Below are 15,817 nucleotides of genomic sequence, written 5' to 3'. Positions count from 1 at the left end.
AAACTTATGCTGCAGGATGGTATTAAATGACGAGTAGTTACAAATACTCGTCTAATTTGGGATTAATGTGCATAAAAATATAACAAAATGAATTAAGGAGGGAATCCCAATTTGAAAAAAAATATATTTATAATCTTAAATTGTTTAGTGTTGTTTGTAGGAATATTCACCGTTTCTTATCATTTAAAACAAGCAAATACAGTACAGAATACAAAACAAGATATTAAAAGTTTCACTCATCAAATCACTAATAGCCTGGTAAAAGAAGGCCATGATTCCAGTATAAAATTGTTAAGTGATATAAAAAATAAAAAAATCACAATTACAATTGAAACTCCTGAAAATGAACAAGAAAACCGGAATAATGATCATATCAGAAGTATTATCAAACATTTAGCGAAAAAAAATGAATTAGAATCATTTTCGATCAAAATTGATATTTGAATAAAGACATAGGATAATCCCGTCGTTGTCAACTTTTAGATCCACTTGTGACAAGGCTAAATCCAGTTATAAGTACTAAAAATATTCACGGTTGTGTAGTTAAATTTAGCGTTTTCCAAGTCTTAAAACATATCAAAACCACCACCCTTGACCTTGTCTTTGTTCATAGTAGTGTTCTTGTGTCGGATGGGATAAAAAGCAGCCTTAAGGGCTACATCCGCACAGTCAGCGTACTATGGACAAACACTAAAGAGTTGCACGGCGGTCAAGGATAATCAGCTTCGCTGTATTTATACGGTTTTTCTCAAGGTGTGGATCACCCATGTTACGGCTGGATCAATTTTCTGTCATTGATGGGTCAAAAAAATGTCAAGCTGGGTCAACTCCATGGCAATATTCAATATTAAAACCATTAGCTAAAATCTAATGAAATGATTTGATTTTTAGTCTTGTATTTCGACGTAAACTTTATCTGTTTCATAGTATGAATCCATTTTGAGATAAAGTTCTGCATAAGTTCCATCCTGATAAGGCTCCACATGGATCTTACCAGAACACACTCTTCCTCGTTCTCCGGATGGAGCGTTAAAGTGATAGATAAAACCTCAAACTCAGCATCATCCTTACTTCGTTAACCTGAAAGGAGTGGCCGCACATTTTATCTAGGTTAAAACCATCTTTGGCTTCCTTGATATAGTTCTCCATTGTCCCGCGTTTCTGGTAAGAACGGACGATATCTTTTGGTGTAAACGCGTCTGTCAAGTTCATTACAAAGAAGGAGTACATTTCTCGTTGTAGTGTTGGATCAGAGGCTTTACGAAATCCACGACACCATTGGAAGTATAGACATTACCCGGTCGTAGTTTGGCTTTCAGAAAGTCGCCTGTTATGCCATCGAAGGCAACTAAGGGGTGAAATCCGACAGTACCGTAATGGGAATTATACGCAGCAGATTCCTGTTCGCCATATGTATCAGAATGAGTGGAATCCAAATCGAAAATTAACGCCTTTGATCCCCTGAATTGATGTACTTTATCCAAAATTTCTTGATTCGCTTTATTTAGCTGTTTGATGGATTGATCATCAAATCGTGGATATAGTCTAGATAAGCTGGGCTGGGAAGCTAGTACGTCAGAATCAACAATCTGTGTAAAAACAGGATCATTCGTTAATTGATCAGCTGCATCATCTTCAGCGTACCCCACAATAATTTGATAAAGTTTTTGGCGCAGAAGCTGCTCATTAGAATAAACGAAATAACGTCTGTTGTCTTTTAATTCTAGGTGTTTAGCTAGTGTATTGAAGAAACCTATCTTTTCATCGAATTCCCGATACAAAAGTTCACCAGTATCAGAGGAAAGTGAGTCTCCATCATTGGACAATTTAATTTGACGATTGAAATCAAGCGTTATTTGCGGTAAAGTAGCCATTATAAGAACCCTTTCTGTTGGTTATTTGGTGGTACTTTTAACCTTAGCAGAAATGGGTTCTTTTTTCATTTATTTGATGCATGATCGGTCTGGTTGAATTGGCTTGGGAGACAAGTGTTAGCAACTCTTTACATTATTTCTGTGAATAATTCAGGAAGGAATTTATTTATTTTTGTATTCAACATTTCCCTTTTTTGTTGTTATATACGCTTGTTTAGGATGATTTATTTGATCCGGATAAAGTAATTCCAACTTTTCATCTTTAACTAATTTTGAAAGGTAATTTTTCCTAAGTGGTTCAGGCTTCCTATCTAATAAATCACTTAATTCCTGTAGTGTTAGAGCTTTTATTTGGCAGAGCTTCAATATTAATTCATTCATTTGTATTGAACTTAATCGGCGTTTTTTTTGCCACCTCTGAAATATTTAACAATTCTGGCTCACTAGGTACGGAGCTCTTACCGTTAGGACCGGAGTTACTCTCGTTAGGTACGGAGCTCTTATCGTTAGGACCGGAGTTATTTTTCTTTTTCTGATCGTTTTTAGCTAATGTATAAAAAGCTCCACCCCTTGTTCCATTTTGAATAATCAAATCACTCTGTAACAAATATTTTAATTCCTTTGTCGCAGTTACACTTTCGGTACTATTTAATTCCTGATACTCTCGATTAGTAATTCTTTCATTATTTCTTATATAGACAAGCGCAGCTACTTGGCAATCATTCATCGATAAATCGGTGTAGGAATTCAGCCAACTTATAGCCTCTTCGTCAATAAAATTATGGTTTTTAAATGTAACAATAAAACTGTTCCTAGTTTCCTTAAATTGAGGAGGCTCAAGATGTGCAGACTTCATTGTATGTATCATAGTATCGATTTTATATATTTGATCCGTTAATCCCATCATGCGAACAAATATTATAAGGGAGCGGAATAACATCGTCATCCCGCTCCCTTAATTCTTACATATACCGACGATGGATCTTATTTCCATCATACGAATAAAGAATCTGCTTATCCTCCACATACGTTTCCAAATACACAGTCCGCCCCCATAATTGATAAATATATGGGAGGACATTTTCTAAATAATGAAGGTCAAGTTCAATACCTTCATAACCGTGTACTAAATAAAGATCACCATTCTTTAAATAATCACCGTTTTCCACACTTATATACGGAAAGCCACCATTCACTCTGATAGATATAAGTTGATCTCTCACTTGTTCATAATCTTTTTCCGTGATTTGGTAGTTACTGCCTTTCTTCTCAAACAGGTACATATCTTCGCGTTGCACGAGTTCTTTGGTTAAATAATTTCGGATGAACGAAATGTCTGATTCAATCTCACGTACTTCAAACATCTTTTCCCTGCCAGACCCCGGTTTAACACCAAAACGTTGCATTTCCTCTGTCGGATTATTATAACGTTCCTCAATGTCCTCAAACATTTTCACACCAAGGTAATACGGATTGATTTGTGTCTTTGATGGCTGCACAACCCCTGCGTTCAATGTGGCGAATTCAACCGTTTCATTTGTTGTTAAATCCATTTCCCGTAAAATCCGCTGATGCCAATACGAAGCCCAGCCTTCGTTCATGATTTTTGTCTCCAGCTGTGGCCAGAAATAGAGCATTTCCTCACGCATCATCGTTAAAATATCACGTTGCCAGTCCTCCAGTTCCCGACTGTACTCTTCAATAAATAGCAAAAGATCCTTTTCCGGCTGTGGCGGAAACTTCTTCTTTGTTTTGTCTGGCTTAGACTCTTGATCAGCTTCTTTCTTATCCAAGTCCCATAAATCATCGTACGGTGTTTTTGCCACCGTTTTTGATGTTTCTTCCTTTTCATCGGTCTCATAAGGGGTCAATTTTGGCCTAACAATCGATGGGTCAATATGTTCCTGAATGGATAGCACAGCATCCAAAAAATGTTCTACTTCATCCTTGCCATATATCATTTCATAGCTTTCAATTCGCTCTGCCGTTGCTGTCATACTCTCCACCATATCTCTTCTTGTATTGGAAAAACGCGCATTGTTTTTGAAAAAATCGCAATGGGCAAGTACATGGGCAATAATTAATTTATTTTGAATGAGGCTATTCGTATCAAGTAAGAAGGCATAGCAAGGATTGGAATTAATAACAAGCTCGTATATCTGACTCAAGCCAAGATCATAATAAAGCTTCATTTTATGAAACTGTTTGCCAAAACTCCAGTGACTAAATCGAGTTGGCATACCATATGCACCAAATGTATAAATAATATCAGCAGGGCAAATTTCATAACGCATTGGATAAAAATCAAGGCCAAATTCAGATGCAATTTCCGTGATTTCATCAATCGCACGTGTGAGCGCCTTTGTTTCCGTCGTCAATATGATCCCTCCAATTGTGCTTTTTATAGTTTATGAGCAAAGGAGGGAATCATGAACCAGGAATATTATTGTAATAAAAAGTCCTTCGTTATGTTGTGTTTAAATACTGATCTTAATCACCTTTTCATTTATGACAACTTTTACCATTGTAGGAGCGTTAATCTCACAAAAGACCAAGCCTTATAACCATGGTTTAACTGATTGTTTTATTTATGCTGCTGGTGCGTTATCATTTTGTTTCTGGCACGCTAATTTATTATTTTTCACTGAAATAATGTCACGTTTTTTAATATTTTTTATAAAAATGTGTTACAATGTGATTAGGAGGTGTTAACAATGGATTTATACCAATTTTTAGTGTCTAGGATAGGTTACAATGAACCAATCTTCTCAAAAGATTTATTAAAAGATGTTGATTTAAGTCCTAATGCTCTTAGACAATCACTAAAAAGATTAGTTGATAAAGGTAAAATATGTCGTTACGATAACAGCAAGGGCATTTTTTTCATCCCGGATCCAAACTCTCTTCTTAAAAAAAATACGTTAAGTGTCAGTAAGATAATCGATAAAAAGTATTTGTTTAAAAATAATGAGCGAATTGGATATGAAACAGGGTTATCCTTTTCTAATATGCTAAATTTAACTACACAAAATCCTGTAACTATTGAGCTTGTAACCAAGGCTGAAAAAAGATCAATTAGAGTTGTAAATTACAATAAAAGAAAAGTCACTCTAAGAAAACCACGTGTTGATATAAATAATGATAATTACAAAATCTTACAGGTATTAGACCTTTTAACTAATTTTGAAAGGTTAAGTGCAGTTCCTATTTCATCTGCCACTAAGAATATCTTGAAATATCTTAAGGGTATTAATGTAACGGGAGAAAATTTAAATGCCTACTTAGAAAATTACCCCTCTAAAACATCTAAAATCCTTATGGGAAGCGAGTTATACAATGAACTTACACAAAGATAGTGCAGTTTACCAAGAAATTGTTGAAGTAGTTGCTGAAGAAATGGGTTTACCCGAGTAATTTATTGATAAGGATTATTTCGTTTCACTGTTACTTAAAAATATAAGCGAGGAGTCACCGGAAATAATTTTTAAAGGGGGTACCTCGCTTTCAAAATGCTTTGGTGTAATTAACCGCTTTTCAGAAGATATTGATATAAATATCAAAGTGGAAGATAAACCATCAAACGCAGATAGAAAGGAGTTAAAAAGTTCCATTATAAAAGCGATAGAAAAGTCTGAAATGGTGTTGAAAAATCCAAACGACATAAGGTCGAGAAGGGATTTCAACCAATATAAAGTGGAGTATACAACAAATGTTCCTCGAAATGAAGCTCTCAAAGAAAATCTAATAGTGGAAAGTTATTTATCACTAAAGTCATTCCCTTATGAAAGACGGTATGTAAAGAATTATATTTATAATTTTTTATATACTGGAATGAATTTCATAATTCTTAGCCCTTGTCTCCCAATGAGTCTGAGACATGAAAAAGGAAGCACCTCCCCAAATCTTGTATAATGGTAGTTGACTAAAACAACCAAAAAAGACAGAAGGAGTGCTCCCTTTGACCATTATACGACAACCCAGCTTATTTGGCATCCAAGAATTATACGACATGGAACCCACCCAAAAATATGAAGCAGTTATTTCAGCGATAGATTTGGATAAGATCTATCACAAAGTAACTAAGAAATCACGACTAGGTGCGCCAGAAGAATTGAACTATGCAGCCATGATTATTTCCTTTGCGGTGAGATATGTGGAACGAATCCCAACGATAAAGGATCTAATTAAACGTCTTCGTGATGATATTGCCTTTAAATTGAATTGTGGTTTCCTTGTATCAGACTCCGTTCCTTCAGAGGCCTCTTATTCTCGGCTCGTAACGAAATTGATGGAGTGTGACATATTAGAAACTGAAAAGGAAAATATTGTACGTCAAGCTATTGAAGAAGGTTTTATTACAGATGACACTGCCGCCACTGATGCCTGCCATTTCGAAGCTCGAGATCAAGCACCGCCAAAAGAAGAAAAGCCAAGGTCCAAGCCTAAAAAACGTGGCCGCAAATCGAAAGAAGAACGTGAACAATGGCTAAAAGACGAAGCCGAAAAGGAAGCTAACTTGCCTTTGTATGAAAAGAAAATAGAAGCACAATTAGACGTTCCTCTAGCTGAGCTACGTCCCGAAGTTCCTCAAGACCCTAAATGGGGCGTGAAAAAGAATTCGGAAGGAAAGAATGTATTTTGGTTTGGCTACAAGGCGCACTTAGTCGTTGGCACATCAAGTCAATACATTTTGGATTCTCTCTTTTCATCAGGCAGCCTAAATGATGGAAAAGCAGCTATCCCATTACTTAAAGGGCTTAATGAACGCTTTCCTCAGCTGTCTTTACGTTATCAAACAATGGATGCTGGGTATGATTATGAACCAATATATGAACAAGTACATCGAATGGGGCAACAATCTGTGATTGCATACAACAAGCGAAACGAAGGAGAACTCCTTGGTTATGACAAATACTTCGCACCGACCTGTTTTCGTGAGCACTCTTATCGTTACGATAGCTTTGATTCTAAATATGAAACATTAAAATATACGAGACCAAAGGAGTGCAGCGACTGTCCGCTAGCCAACGAAGGCATCTGTCAAAAGGTTTATAAAGTGAAAATAACTCAAGACCTTCGAAAATATACCGCGCCAGCTCGTGGATCTCAGGCATGGAAAAACATTTTTAAACGTCGTACAGCTGTTGAACGGGTGAATGCGTATCTCAAGGAATTCTTTCAGCTTAACAATGTTCGTTATCGTACAGGAAAACGTGCCAAAATTCATTTTGACATGGTTACGCTTATTTACAATGCTTCAAAGCTAGCAGCAGACCGTATCAATGCACAATTAAACCAGCAACAGGTTGCATGATTTCTGTTTTTAAAAATACAATTTAGAAATTCTGTAGGTCTTTGTATTTTTAAAAAGAGCAATTATGAAATTGACTCACTGAACAGCAAATTGATTTAATTAAGAAATATAACCTAGAACCATTTGAAATAAATGTACAAAGTATTGAAAGAACATTTTTTGATAAATTGTTTGCAATTTGTGACTACCATGAAAATAAGGGTTATCACCAAAACTCTAGGCATTTATATGATATCCATAAAATTTGGACAAGCAAAAATATTGAGGCGGAAAAAATAGGTGCCCTTTTTTATGAGATAGTAGAAGAACGTCGCACAAAGCCAAATATTAATATTTCAAGCCAAAAGGGTTATGAGTTGAAGCGGGTTCTAATGCATATAGCTAATGAAGATTATTACAAAAGTGATTACCAGGAAATAACGACAAAATTATTATTCGGAGACGCAAAAATAAACTATGAAACTGTGAAAAAGAGTATTTTTCAAATATTAGATAGTGGAATAATCCCAAATAATTTAGAATAATACCATGATGGCATTATAGATACTGCGGCATGAAATAAAGCATTTCCTCATGCATCATCGTTAAAATATCACGTTGCCAGTCCTCCAGTTCACGGCTATACTCTTCAATAAATAGCAAAAGATCCTTTTCCGACTAGATGCAATTTCATTAATTTCATCAATCGCACGTGTGAGCGCCTTTGTTTCCGTCGTCAATATGATCCCTCCAATTGTGCTTTTTATAGTTTATGAGCAAAGGAGGGAATCATGAACCAGGAATATTTTTATAATAAAAAGTCCTTCGTTATGTTGTGTTTAAATACTGATCTTATTCACCTTTTCATTTATGACAACCTTTACCATTGTAAGAGCGTCAAATCCCCGAATGATAACTCCCAATAGGGGAAAATATAATCAGTAGGAGGAATCATAATGGACCAACATTTCTTATCAATTGAGGAATTTAACGAACTGTTGAAACAATGGAATGGACAAACGATTAAGGTTTCAAAATTTGAACTTGATGATATTGATGAAACAGTGATGAACTTACAGGACATTTCCTATTCCCGAAACACGAGAAGGATTGACGATTATGTACCAATGCACGCCTTACAATTAAACGGTAGTGGAGCCGTTCAGACGGATGCAACGAATCCTCAGTCACTCCCAACATCCTTGTATGAAATACCACTTGAGGATAATTCGCTTTATGAATTTGATAGTTCCCACTTTTTATTAAGTACAGAACGTGGTGTTTATAAGATTGAACTCGTCTAGCAATGTTTCGACCGAGGTGCACGGCTTTTGGCCTGAGTTGCGCGACACTTGGCCCGAGTAGAAACCGACATTACTATTAATCAGCAGAATTTTCTTCCGCTTACAGTATTGAATGGCACCCCTTAATAAGGAGTGCCATTCCTAGTTATACGGTAGCAACCTCTTTCTGAAAGAAGCTCTTCATCGCATGATAAACGTCACTTTTCTCTTTCAAGATGTAGTGCCGGAATTTCGGATTGTCAATTGTTTGATATGCATTCATAAGTGTTGAACGTCTATTGTATTCATTCACTTCACCATAACCAAACATATTTGAAACGTCCATAATCTGATTAATAAGTTCAATACATTTCGGGTTATCCGATGTTATATTTTCTCCATCTGAAAAGTGAAAAGGATAAATATTAAAACGTTGCGGATCGTATTTTTGATCAATCAGCTCTAATGCTTTGTAGTAAGCTGATGAACAAATCGTACCACCACTTTCCCCTTTTGAAAAAAAGTCTTCTTCTGATACAACTTTTGCTTCTGTATGATGCGCAATAAAATCAATTTCAACGGTTTCATATTTCGACCGTAAAAATTTGGTCATCCAGAAAAAGAAACTCCTCGCCATGTATTTGGCAAATGTCCCCATGGATGCACTTGTATCCATCATCGCCAGCACAACCGCTTTTGAATCGGGTTTAATTACTTCATTCCAGGTTTTAAAACGGAGATCATCATTATAAATAGGAGTGATACCAGGCTTTCCTTCTGTTGCATTTCGTTTGAGGGCGGTTAAAATGGTTCGCTTTTTATCAATATTTCCCATTAATCCTTTTTTGCGGACATCATTAAATTCTATTTTTTCCGTGGTAATTTCGGCTTGTTCCTTTTGTTCTAAGTTGGGGAGTTCGAGTTCCTTAAACAGGGCCGCTTCTATTTCAGCGATGGACACATCTGCTTCATAATAGTCACTTCCAGGTTTGTCTCCTGCTTGCTTCCCTTGACCAGCACCCTTTCCTTTATCCTTACTGTTTGGATCACGGGCAACGACATCACCGACTTGACTATCACCATCTCCTTGACCCACATGTTTTGATTTATTGTAATTATAGCGGATTTTGTACTCGTCTAATGAACGGATGGGAATCTTGATCACATCACGCCCATTGGACATAATGATGTTTTCTTCGGTTATTAAATCTGGTAAATTATTCTTAATAGCTTCCTTTACTTTATCCATATGACGTTGCTGATCCTGATAACCCTTACGATGGAGGGACCAATTTTCCTGGGAGACGACAAAGTTTTCCTTTTCTTCCTTCACACTATCCCCTCCTGTTGTTTGAATATTATACATTATTAAATAATTTGACCACTTTCTTTATCCTATGCAGTTGTATACGAGTTATTGCTAAACATTAAGATTATTTATTAACAATGATTCAAAACTGGTATTACATCGGCCCGGGCGTGGAATCATCGGCCCGAAAATGATAACATCAGCCCGTGCACCGAATCATCAGCCCGAAAATGATAACATCAGCCCGTGCACCGAATCATCGGCCCGAAAATGATAACATCAGCCCGTGCACCGAATCATCAGCCCGAAAGCGATAACATCGGCTCGGGCACGGAATCATCGGCCCGAAAATGATAACATCAGCCCGTGCACCGAATCATCGGCCCGAAAGCGATAACATCAGCCCGTGCACCGAATCATCAGCCCGAAAGCGATAACATCAGCCCGGGCGTGGAATCATCGGCGTGAGATTCCGGGCTGCAGTGTGGATAGCAACACTCTAGCCTATAAAAAAACAAGACTAACTCCATAATTAGCCTTGTTTTTTTACATACCTCTTATTTATCGATTCAACAAGCTTCCAACATACCGTAAAAGTTCGTTAGCTGAAATAGAATTATAGCCATATTCATCAATCAATCTAGTAATCACTTCATTGATCTTTTTAAGTTGTGACTCGTCAGGCGTTTTTGATGTCGTTGTAATTTTGACAACATCTTTTAAGTCGGCAAATAATTTCTTTTGAATTGCCTCGCGCAACCGCTCATGCGAGTTATATTCAAAACGTTTCCCCTTTCTTGCATAGGCGGAAATACGAATAAGAATTTCCTCGCGAAAGGCCTTTTTCGCATTTTCAGAAATACCGATTTGTTCCTCAATCGAGCGCATTAATTTTTCATCCGGATTCATTTCTTCTCCTGTCAACGGATCCCTTAGCTTATTCTTGTTACAATACGCCTCGACATTATCTAGGTAGTTATCCATTAACGTTTTCGCCGACTCCTCATACGAATAGACAAATGCTTTCTGAACTTCCTTCTTAGCAATTTCATCGTATTCACGTCTAGCAACGGCAATATAGTTCATATAGTTTTCCCGGTCTTCATCTGAAATTGAAGGATGCTGATCAAGGCCGTCTTTTAGCGATCGCAGAACATCAAGGGCATTAATCGATGGAACTTCTTTACGAATAATCGTCGATGAAATTCGATTAATCACATAACGTGGATCAATCCCGTTCATCCCTTCTTCAGGAAACTCTTTTCTTAATTCCTCCACATCAAGTTGGTTGAACCCCTCAACACTTTCGCCATCATAAAGGCGCATCTTCTTAACATGGTCAACACCTTGCTTTTTAGAATCCTCAAGCCTTGTCAAAATGGAAAAAATCGCAGCAACCCGTAGTGCATGTGGCGCAATGTGGACATGTGCCATATCACTTTCCCTTATCATTTTATCGTAAATACGCTCTTCTTGAGTCACACGTAAATTGTAAGGAATCGGCATCACGATAATTCTTGAATGCAATGCCTCATTCTTTTTATTGGAAATAAAGGAACGGTACTCTGCTTCGTTCGTGTGTGCCACAATGAGTTCATCGGCACTTATTAAAGCAAACCTGCCCGCTTTAAAATTACCCTCCTGCGTGAGTGATAAAAGGTGCCAAAGAAACTTTTCATCACACTTGAGCATCTCCTGGAACTCCATCATTCCTCGGTTCGCTTTGTTCAATTCCCCATCAAAACGGTATGCCCGAGGATCTGATTCCGAACCATATTCAGCAATCGTTGAAAAATCAATGCTACCTGTTAAATCAGCAATATCCTGTGACTTTGGATCAGACGGACTAAATGTTCCAACACCAACACGTTTGTCTTCCGAGAAGAAAATCCGCTCTACCTTCACATCTTCAACTCGCCCATCATATTCCTTTTCTAATCGCATCGTATTCAGAGGTGACAAGCTTCCTTCAACCCGAATACCGTATTCTTCATAAAAGTCCTCCCGCAAATGGTTTGGAATTAGATGAAGCGGATCCTCGTGCATCGGACAGCCTTTAATCGCATAAACTGCTCCTTCATCCGTTCTTGAATAAGCCTCAAGCCCTCGCTTTAGCATTGTTACAATTGTTGATTTCCCACCGCTAACCGGACCCATTAATAGTAAAATACGCTTCCTAACATCAAGTCGTTTTGCTGCCGGATGAAAGTATTCCTCGACAAGCTTTTCAATCGCATCTTCAAGCCCAAATATCTCTTCGCCAAAAAATTGATACATTTTTTTACCATCTTTTTCGGTTAATCCAGAACTTTTGATCATATTATAAACGCGAGAATGTGCTGTTTGGGCAACTTCTGGTCGTTCCTTCACAATTTCCAAATACTCCGCAAATGTACCTTCCCACACTAGTTGCCTTTCCTCTTCCCGGTGATGCTTCACTTTGTCCAGTATACTCATTTTATTTCCTCCATTCAGGGCAAGGTTTATATAGCATATGCTTGAAACGAGCTGGTAATGCCGAATTGTTTCGGTCTACACAACAAATTACATATAATACCTTGAGAATACCTTGAGAAATGGAAATTTTACAGTTTGCGATATGAACAAGTAGTATTACAATAGAAAAGGACATATATTATCCTAAGGAATTGGAACTTATTCTTGTTCTGCTGGAAGTGAAGGAGTTTAGAACGAATGGTTAAGAAATTATTAACAAGCTATTGGAATCCCTACGTAGCTCTTATCATTGCGGGGATTTTGAGTGCAATATATTTTGGTATTACCGAAAGTGTTTGGGCTGTAACAGGCGAATTTACTCGTCTGGGTGGACATATATTGCAATTTTTCGGCGTTGATATTTCCGGTTGGGCTTATTTTAACATGATTCATATGGAAGGAGGTACATTTGATCGAACTGGTGGCTGGATTGTGTGGGGAATGTTTATTGGCACCTTAATGATGGTTTTATTCAGCAATAATTTTAGAATACGAATTCCCAAGCAAAAACGGCGGATTGTGCAAGGATTAGTCGGTGGTATTATTGCGGGATTTGGTGCACGATTAGCCTTAGGATGTAACCTTGCAGCATTCTTTACAGGTGTACCACAGTTTTCTATTCATTCCTGGATTTTTATCGTTGCTACTGGTGTTGGTACTTATCTTGGAACGAAAATCGTAAAAACGCGTTGGTGGAAAGGAAAACCAGTGCTGACAAAGGGAAATGCAGAACCATCCGCTATAAAGTCAAAAAAAGTGCAACCTTATGTTGGTGGCATCGTAACTCTAGCATACGCCGCACTCATTATCTACCTTTTTATTACTGGTAAAACAATGCTAGGTGTTGCTGCATTATTTGGTGCATTTTTTGGTATTTTAATCGAACGGGGGCAGATCTGCTTTACGTCCGCATTCCGTGACTTGTGGATGCTTGGTCGGGGAACAATGGCAAAGGCAATCATTGCTGGGATGGCCATCAGTTCGGTGATTACAATTATTGTTATCGGTGTTTATGGGTTAGAACCAATCACACAAATAGCAGCAATAAGTACGTTTATCGGTGGTGCCCTCTTCGGTCTTGGCATTGTCTTAGCAAGTAGCTGTGAAACAGGAATGATGTACCGGCTCATGGAAGGACAAATCCTTTACCTCACCGTATTCATTGGGAACATAGCCGGTGCGACTTTGCTTGCCTATGCTTGGGATCATCTTGGTATTTATCATCTACTTGTTGAAAGTGGAGATAAGGTTAACTTAGTTGCTTCAATTGGCCCTGTTGGTGCGATTATCGCAACGCTTGTGATGCTGGCAATTTGTTTTGGTATTACACATTACTGGCAAAAACATTATCAGTCAAGAATTGAATTCAAGAAAGGAGTGCAGAAACATGTCGGTTGATTATACATTGGATTTACGAGGGGAGTCATGCCCATACCCAGTAATTTATACTCTGGAAGCTTTGGAAGGGATGGAAAAAGGAAAACTTTTAAAGGTAATCACAGATTGCCCTTCCTCTTTCCGTAATATACCGGAAGATGTGCCAAACCATGGCTATCAATTTGCCCAAGAACCCGTTAAAAACGGTCCGGAGTATTTGTTTTATATTATTGCCTAGTTGAAACAAGTAAAATAAACTTCGAATTAACATTGGCTTCGTCACAATATTTGACGGAGCCTTTTTATTGACCATATTAGTTAAAATGCCTGTTGAATAGTCCAAATCAGGTGAATCCCGCGGCAATTGAAGTAGATTGTGAATACATGTACTTAATTTAAATGGCGGATTAGTTGGAAAGTGTTGTTTACCTTAAGTTCAACAATCGGCCAGATAGTGGAGGAATTGATTTCGAAATAATGTTGAAAAAACCATACAGAATTAGATACTACTCTGAAGAGCGCAACCTTGCATCTAAGGTTTACGCCCTTATAGGGTCAATTTTTGAATTTGAAGGTAGACCGACTGTGCATAATTAATTGTAGTTACAGATCCTTCGTAAATATTCTCTGATTTCTTTTTCTATAACTTGATCGTTGTATAAACTAGCATAAATGACAGATTCGAATACTAAGCCGTGGATGAATATAATTAACGAATTTGCGTTGTCTTCAATACTTATGGAATTTTTAATATACCCATTTTTATAAAGCATCCTTAATACATCCTTTGCAAAATTAAGGTTTACTTCTCGAGATCTATTCTTTGTCACGTGATATTCTGGGTTCATCGTTGCCATTATGGAAAATTTCATCCATATATCATTTTCCATTCTTTCTTCTTCTGTATTAGCTTGAACAATTTGTTTTATCATACGGACTGCGTTTTCAATCCCACCCTGATTCACCTGTACGACCTTTTGCATTCTCTCCTCAAATCTTTGATAGATAACGTTGATTGCAAACATATATATGTCTTTTTGTTTTGGAAAAAAGTATTGAACAGAACCTAAAGATAATCCAGCTTCTTTGGCAATTTCGCGAGATGTCGCCTTTTCAAAACCCAAATGATGAATAATACGAAACATTGCTTCTACAATTTGATCTCTTCTTTCAGCATGATCTATTTTTTTAGGCATACTATAACTCCTTTGAGTTTCTAAGTCATCTGTATTATAATTATTTTAAGTCAACCGACCTAACAAAAGAAGGGAAGATATTTATATGGAAAATGTTTTACTACAGTGCGTTTTTATATTTTTTGTAAGTATGGTTCCTTTCCTTGAAGTATTTTTAACAGTTCCAACAGCAATCATCGTTTTTAACTTTCCGCCTCTTGTAGCATTAATCCTAGCCATTCTCGGGAATGCAATTAGTGTCCTTCTGTTTGTGTTTTTTGGAGCTGAAATTAACAAACTTTTTGCCACAATATCTAATAAACTTCGAAAGAGGGATAAAACGCATATAGGAATTAATCCTCGAATAAAAAGAACCTTCGATCGTTTTGGAGCAACCGGAGTATGTTTTTTATCATCTATTTTGTTTAGTAGTCAGGTTGGTGCTGGTGCAATAACTACTCTTGGGGCCTCAAGAAGTCAAGTGTTTATTTGGACGATTCTAGGAGTTAGTACACTGGCTATAGTAATGGCAACATTATCTGTTGTGGCGGAAGGATTAGTTTCATCATTAATGAATCTATAGTGAATTATAAAAGAAAAATTTGGTTAAAACAACTCTATTCTAGTAATAGTTCTCTTTCAAGGTGCAAAATGGAAAGCCAATGGACATTGTTAGTGCGCTCACCCTCATGATATCCTTCAGGATGTTAGTGGCGTTTATTGTTTCTGATAATAACCATAAAAGAATCCCTCATGCACTTTAGCCGGTAAGTGAGGGATTATTTTCCTAAGATGCCAGCCCCTCTTGTCGGGGTTCAATCTGTTGCGACCGTTCCATGTATCAGCATGGGCGGTCTTTCATTTATAATCTTTCTATGTTAATTATTCCACTTATAAATGCCCTTGTACGCCAATCCTTATTCCTGATTTGTGCCCCTTTGTGGAACAATTTTCTGATATTAGCTGGTTGCGGAAGTTAAATTGTAAAGCGCTTTTAGAAAAACGCCACG

Annotated in this window: 15 protein-coding genes and 2 pseudogenes; 9 read left to right on the top strand and 8 right to left on the bottom strand. The window is 37.3% G+C overall.

The window, feature by feature from the left end:
* Positions 1 to 111: 111 nt before the first annotated feature.
* Positions 112 to 444, top strand: a complete 333-nt coding sequence (locus tag C8270_RS05230; RefSeq protein ID WP_106495819.1) for a hypothetical protein — start codon at positions 112 to 114, stop codon at positions 442 to 444.
* Positions 445 to 1,041: 597 nt separating this feature from the next.
* Here the strand turns inward: C8270_RS05230 and C8270_RS05225 are convergent.
* The 4 genes and pseudogenes from C8270_RS05225 to C8270_RS05210 all read right to left on the bottom strand — a co-directional run.
* Positions 1,042 to 1,874: pseudogene (locus C8270_RS05225) on the bottom strand (IS1380 family transposase); the annotation flags it as partial.
* A gap of 162 nt (positions 1,875 to 2,036) precedes the next feature.
* A complete protein-coding gene (locus C8270_RS05220) occupies positions 2,037 to 2,255 on the bottom strand; it encodes a hypothetical protein (RefSeq protein WP_106495818.1) in 219 nt (72 codons plus the stop codon).
* Positions 2,248 to 2,781, bottom strand: a complete 534-nt coding sequence (locus C8270_RS05215; protein ID WP_158701596.1) for a hypothetical protein — start codon at positions 2,779 to 2,781, stop codon at positions 2,248 to 2,250. Before C8270_RS05215 ends, C8270_RS05220 begins: the two co-directional genes overlap by 8 nt.
* A 55-nt stretch (positions 2,782 to 2,836) precedes the next feature.
* The gene (locus C8270_RS05210; RefSeq protein WP_106495816.1) at positions 2,837 to 4,252 is read right to left on the bottom strand and encodes a SpoVR family protein; all 1,416 of its coding nucleotides are present in this window, start codon (positions 4,250 to 4,252) and stop codon (positions 2,837 to 2,839) included.
* 336 nt (positions 4,253 to 4,588) lie between these two features.
* Here C8270_RS05210 and C8270_RS05205 point away from each other — a divergent pair, with 336 nt between their 5' ends.
* The 4 genes from C8270_RS05205 (at position 4,589) to C8270_RS05190 (ending at position 7,712) form a co-directional block, all read left to right on the top strand.
* A complete protein-coding gene (locus C8270_RS05205) occupies positions 4,589 to 5,230 on the top strand; it encodes a DUF6088 family protein (protein WP_106495815.1) in 642 nt (213 codons plus the stop codon).
* A 61-nt stretch (positions 5,231 to 5,291) separates the two neighbouring features.
* On the top strand, positions 5,292 to 5,786 hold the full coding sequence (locus C8270_RS05200; protein WP_106495814.1) for a nucleotidyl transferase AbiEii/AbiGii toxin family protein: 495 nt from the start codon (positions 5,292 to 5,294) through the stop codon (positions 5,784 to 5,786).
* Between the two features lie 46 nt (positions 5,787 to 5,832).
* Positions 5,833 to 7,188, top strand: a complete 1,356-nt coding sequence (locus C8270_RS05195; RefSeq protein WP_106495813.1) for an IS1182 family transposase — start codon at positions 5,833 to 5,835, stop codon at positions 7,186 to 7,188.
* Between the two features lie 89 nt (positions 7,189 to 7,277).
* Positions 7,278 to 7,712: a nucleotidyl transferase AbiEii/AbiGii toxin family protein gene (locus tag C8270_RS05190; RefSeq protein WP_106495812.1), complete on the top strand. Its 435-nt coding sequence runs from the start codon at positions 7,278 to 7,280 to the stop codon at positions 7,710 to 7,712.
* 22 nt (positions 7,713 to 7,734) lie between these two features.
* Here C8270_RS05190 and C8270_RS05185 read toward each other — a convergent pair.
* Positions 7,735 to 7,842: pseudogene (locus tag C8270_RS05185) on the bottom strand (SpoVR family protein); the annotation flags it as partial.
* Positions 7,843 to 8,123: 281 nt separating this feature from the next.
* On the opposite strand from C8270_RS05185, the gene C8270_RS05180 reads away from it, so the two are divergent.
* Positions 8,124 to 8,471, top strand: a complete 348-nt coding sequence (locus C8270_RS05180; protein ID WP_106495811.1) for a hypothetical protein — start codon at positions 8,124 to 8,126, stop codon at positions 8,469 to 8,471.
* A 145-nt stretch (positions 8,472 to 8,616) separates the two neighbouring features.
* Here C8270_RS05180 and yhbH read toward each other — a convergent pair whose 3' ends face one another.
* Together yhbH and C8270_RS05170 are read right to left on the bottom strand one after the other, a co-directional pair.
* Positions 8,617 to 9,816 carry a sporulation protein YhbH gene (yhbH, locus tag C8270_RS05175; RefSeq protein WP_106495810.1) on the bottom strand — a complete coding sequence of 400 codons (1,200 nt, stop codon included), beginning with the start codon at positions 9,814 to 9,816 and terminating at the stop codon, positions 8,617 to 8,619.
* 504 nt (positions 9,817 to 10,320) lie between these two features.
* Positions 10,321 to 12,216, bottom strand: coding sequence for a PrkA family serine protein kinase (locus C8270_RS05170; protein WP_106495809.1), 1,896 nt, complete (start codon positions 12,214 to 12,216; stop codon positions 10,321 to 10,323).
* Positions 12,217 to 12,453: 237 nt separating this feature from the next.
* Between C8270_RS05170 and yedE the strand changes: the two genes are divergently transcribed.
* Positions 12,454 to 13,653 (top strand): selenium metabolism membrane protein YedE/FdhT, encoded by a 1,200-nt coding sequence (yedE, locus tag C8270_RS05165; protein WP_106495808.1) that lies wholly within the window; start codon positions 12,454 to 12,456, stop codon positions 13,651 to 13,653.
* The gene (yedF, locus tag C8270_RS05160) at positions 13,643 to 13,870 is read left to right on the top strand and encodes a sulfurtransferase-like selenium metabolism protein YedF (protein ID WP_106495807.1); all 228 of its coding nucleotides are present in this window, start codon (positions 13,643 to 13,645) and stop codon (positions 13,868 to 13,870) included. Before yedE ends, yedF begins: the two co-directional genes overlap by 11 nt.
* Positions 13,871 to 14,225: 355 nt before the next feature.
* On the opposite strand, the gene C8270_RS05150 is transcribed toward yedF, so the two are convergent.
* On the bottom strand, positions 14,226 to 14,828 hold the full coding sequence (locus C8270_RS05150; protein WP_106495805.1) for a TetR/AcrR family transcriptional regulator: 603 nt from the start codon (positions 14,826 to 14,828) through the stop codon (positions 14,226 to 14,228).
* Positions 14,829 to 14,913: 85 nt separating this feature from the next.
* Here C8270_RS05150 and C8270_RS05145 point away from each other — a divergent pair, with 85 nt between their 5' ends.
* Positions 14,914 to 15,390 carry a small multi-drug export protein gene (locus tag C8270_RS05145; protein WP_106495804.1) on the top strand — a complete coding sequence of 159 codons (477 nt, stop codon included), beginning with the start codon at positions 14,914 to 14,916 and terminating at the stop codon, positions 15,388 to 15,390.
* Positions 15,391 to 15,817 lie beyond the last annotated feature (427 nt).

This window comes from Lentibacillus sp. Marseille-P4043 (assembly GCF_900258515.1).
Taxonomy (GTDB): domain Bacteria; phylum Bacillota; class Bacilli; order Bacillales; family Amphibacillaceae; genus Lentibacillus_C.
This window is presented reverse-complemented; position numbering and strand designations above follow the sequence as displayed.

Bases quoted from the DNA above. Each gene is read 5' to 3' on its own strand.
- C8270_RS05170 (WP_106495809.1), bottom strand. From the start codon at position 12,216: ATGAGTATACTGGACAAAGTGAAGCATCACCGGGAAGAGGAAAGGCAA.
- yedF (WP_106495807.1), top strand. From the start codon at position 13,643: ATGTCGGTTGATTATACATTGGATTTACGAGGGGAGTCATGCCCATAC.
- yhbH (WP_106495810.1), bottom strand. From the start codon at position 9,816: ATGTATAATATTCAAACAACAGGAGGGGATAGTGTGAAGGAAGAAAAG.
- C8270_RS05220 (WP_106495818.1), bottom strand. From the start codon at position 2,255: ATGAATGAATTAATATTGAAGCTCTGCCAAATAAAAGCTCTAACACTA.
- C8270_RS05145 (WP_106495804.1), top strand. From the start codon at position 14,914: ATGGAAAATGTTTTACTACAGTGCGTTTTTATATTTTTTGTAAGTATG.
- C8270_RS05180 (WP_106495811.1), top strand. From the start codon at position 8,124: ATGGACCAACATTTCTTATCAATTGAGGAATTTAACGAACTGTTGAAA.
- yedE (WP_106495808.1), top strand. From the start codon at position 12,454: ATGGTTAAGAAATTATTAACAAGCTATTGGAATCCCTACGTAGCTCTT.
- C8270_RS05205 (WP_106495815.1), top strand. From the start codon at position 4,589: ATGGATTTATACCAATTTTTAGTGTCTAGGATAGGTTACAATGAACCA.
- C8270_RS05150 (WP_106495805.1), bottom strand. From the start codon at position 14,828: ATGCCTAAAAAAATAGATCATGCTGAAAGAAGAGATCAAATTGTAGAA.
- C8270_RS05215 (WP_158701596.1), bottom strand. From the start codon at position 2,781: ATGATGGGATTAACGGATCAAATATATAAAATCGATACTATGATACAT.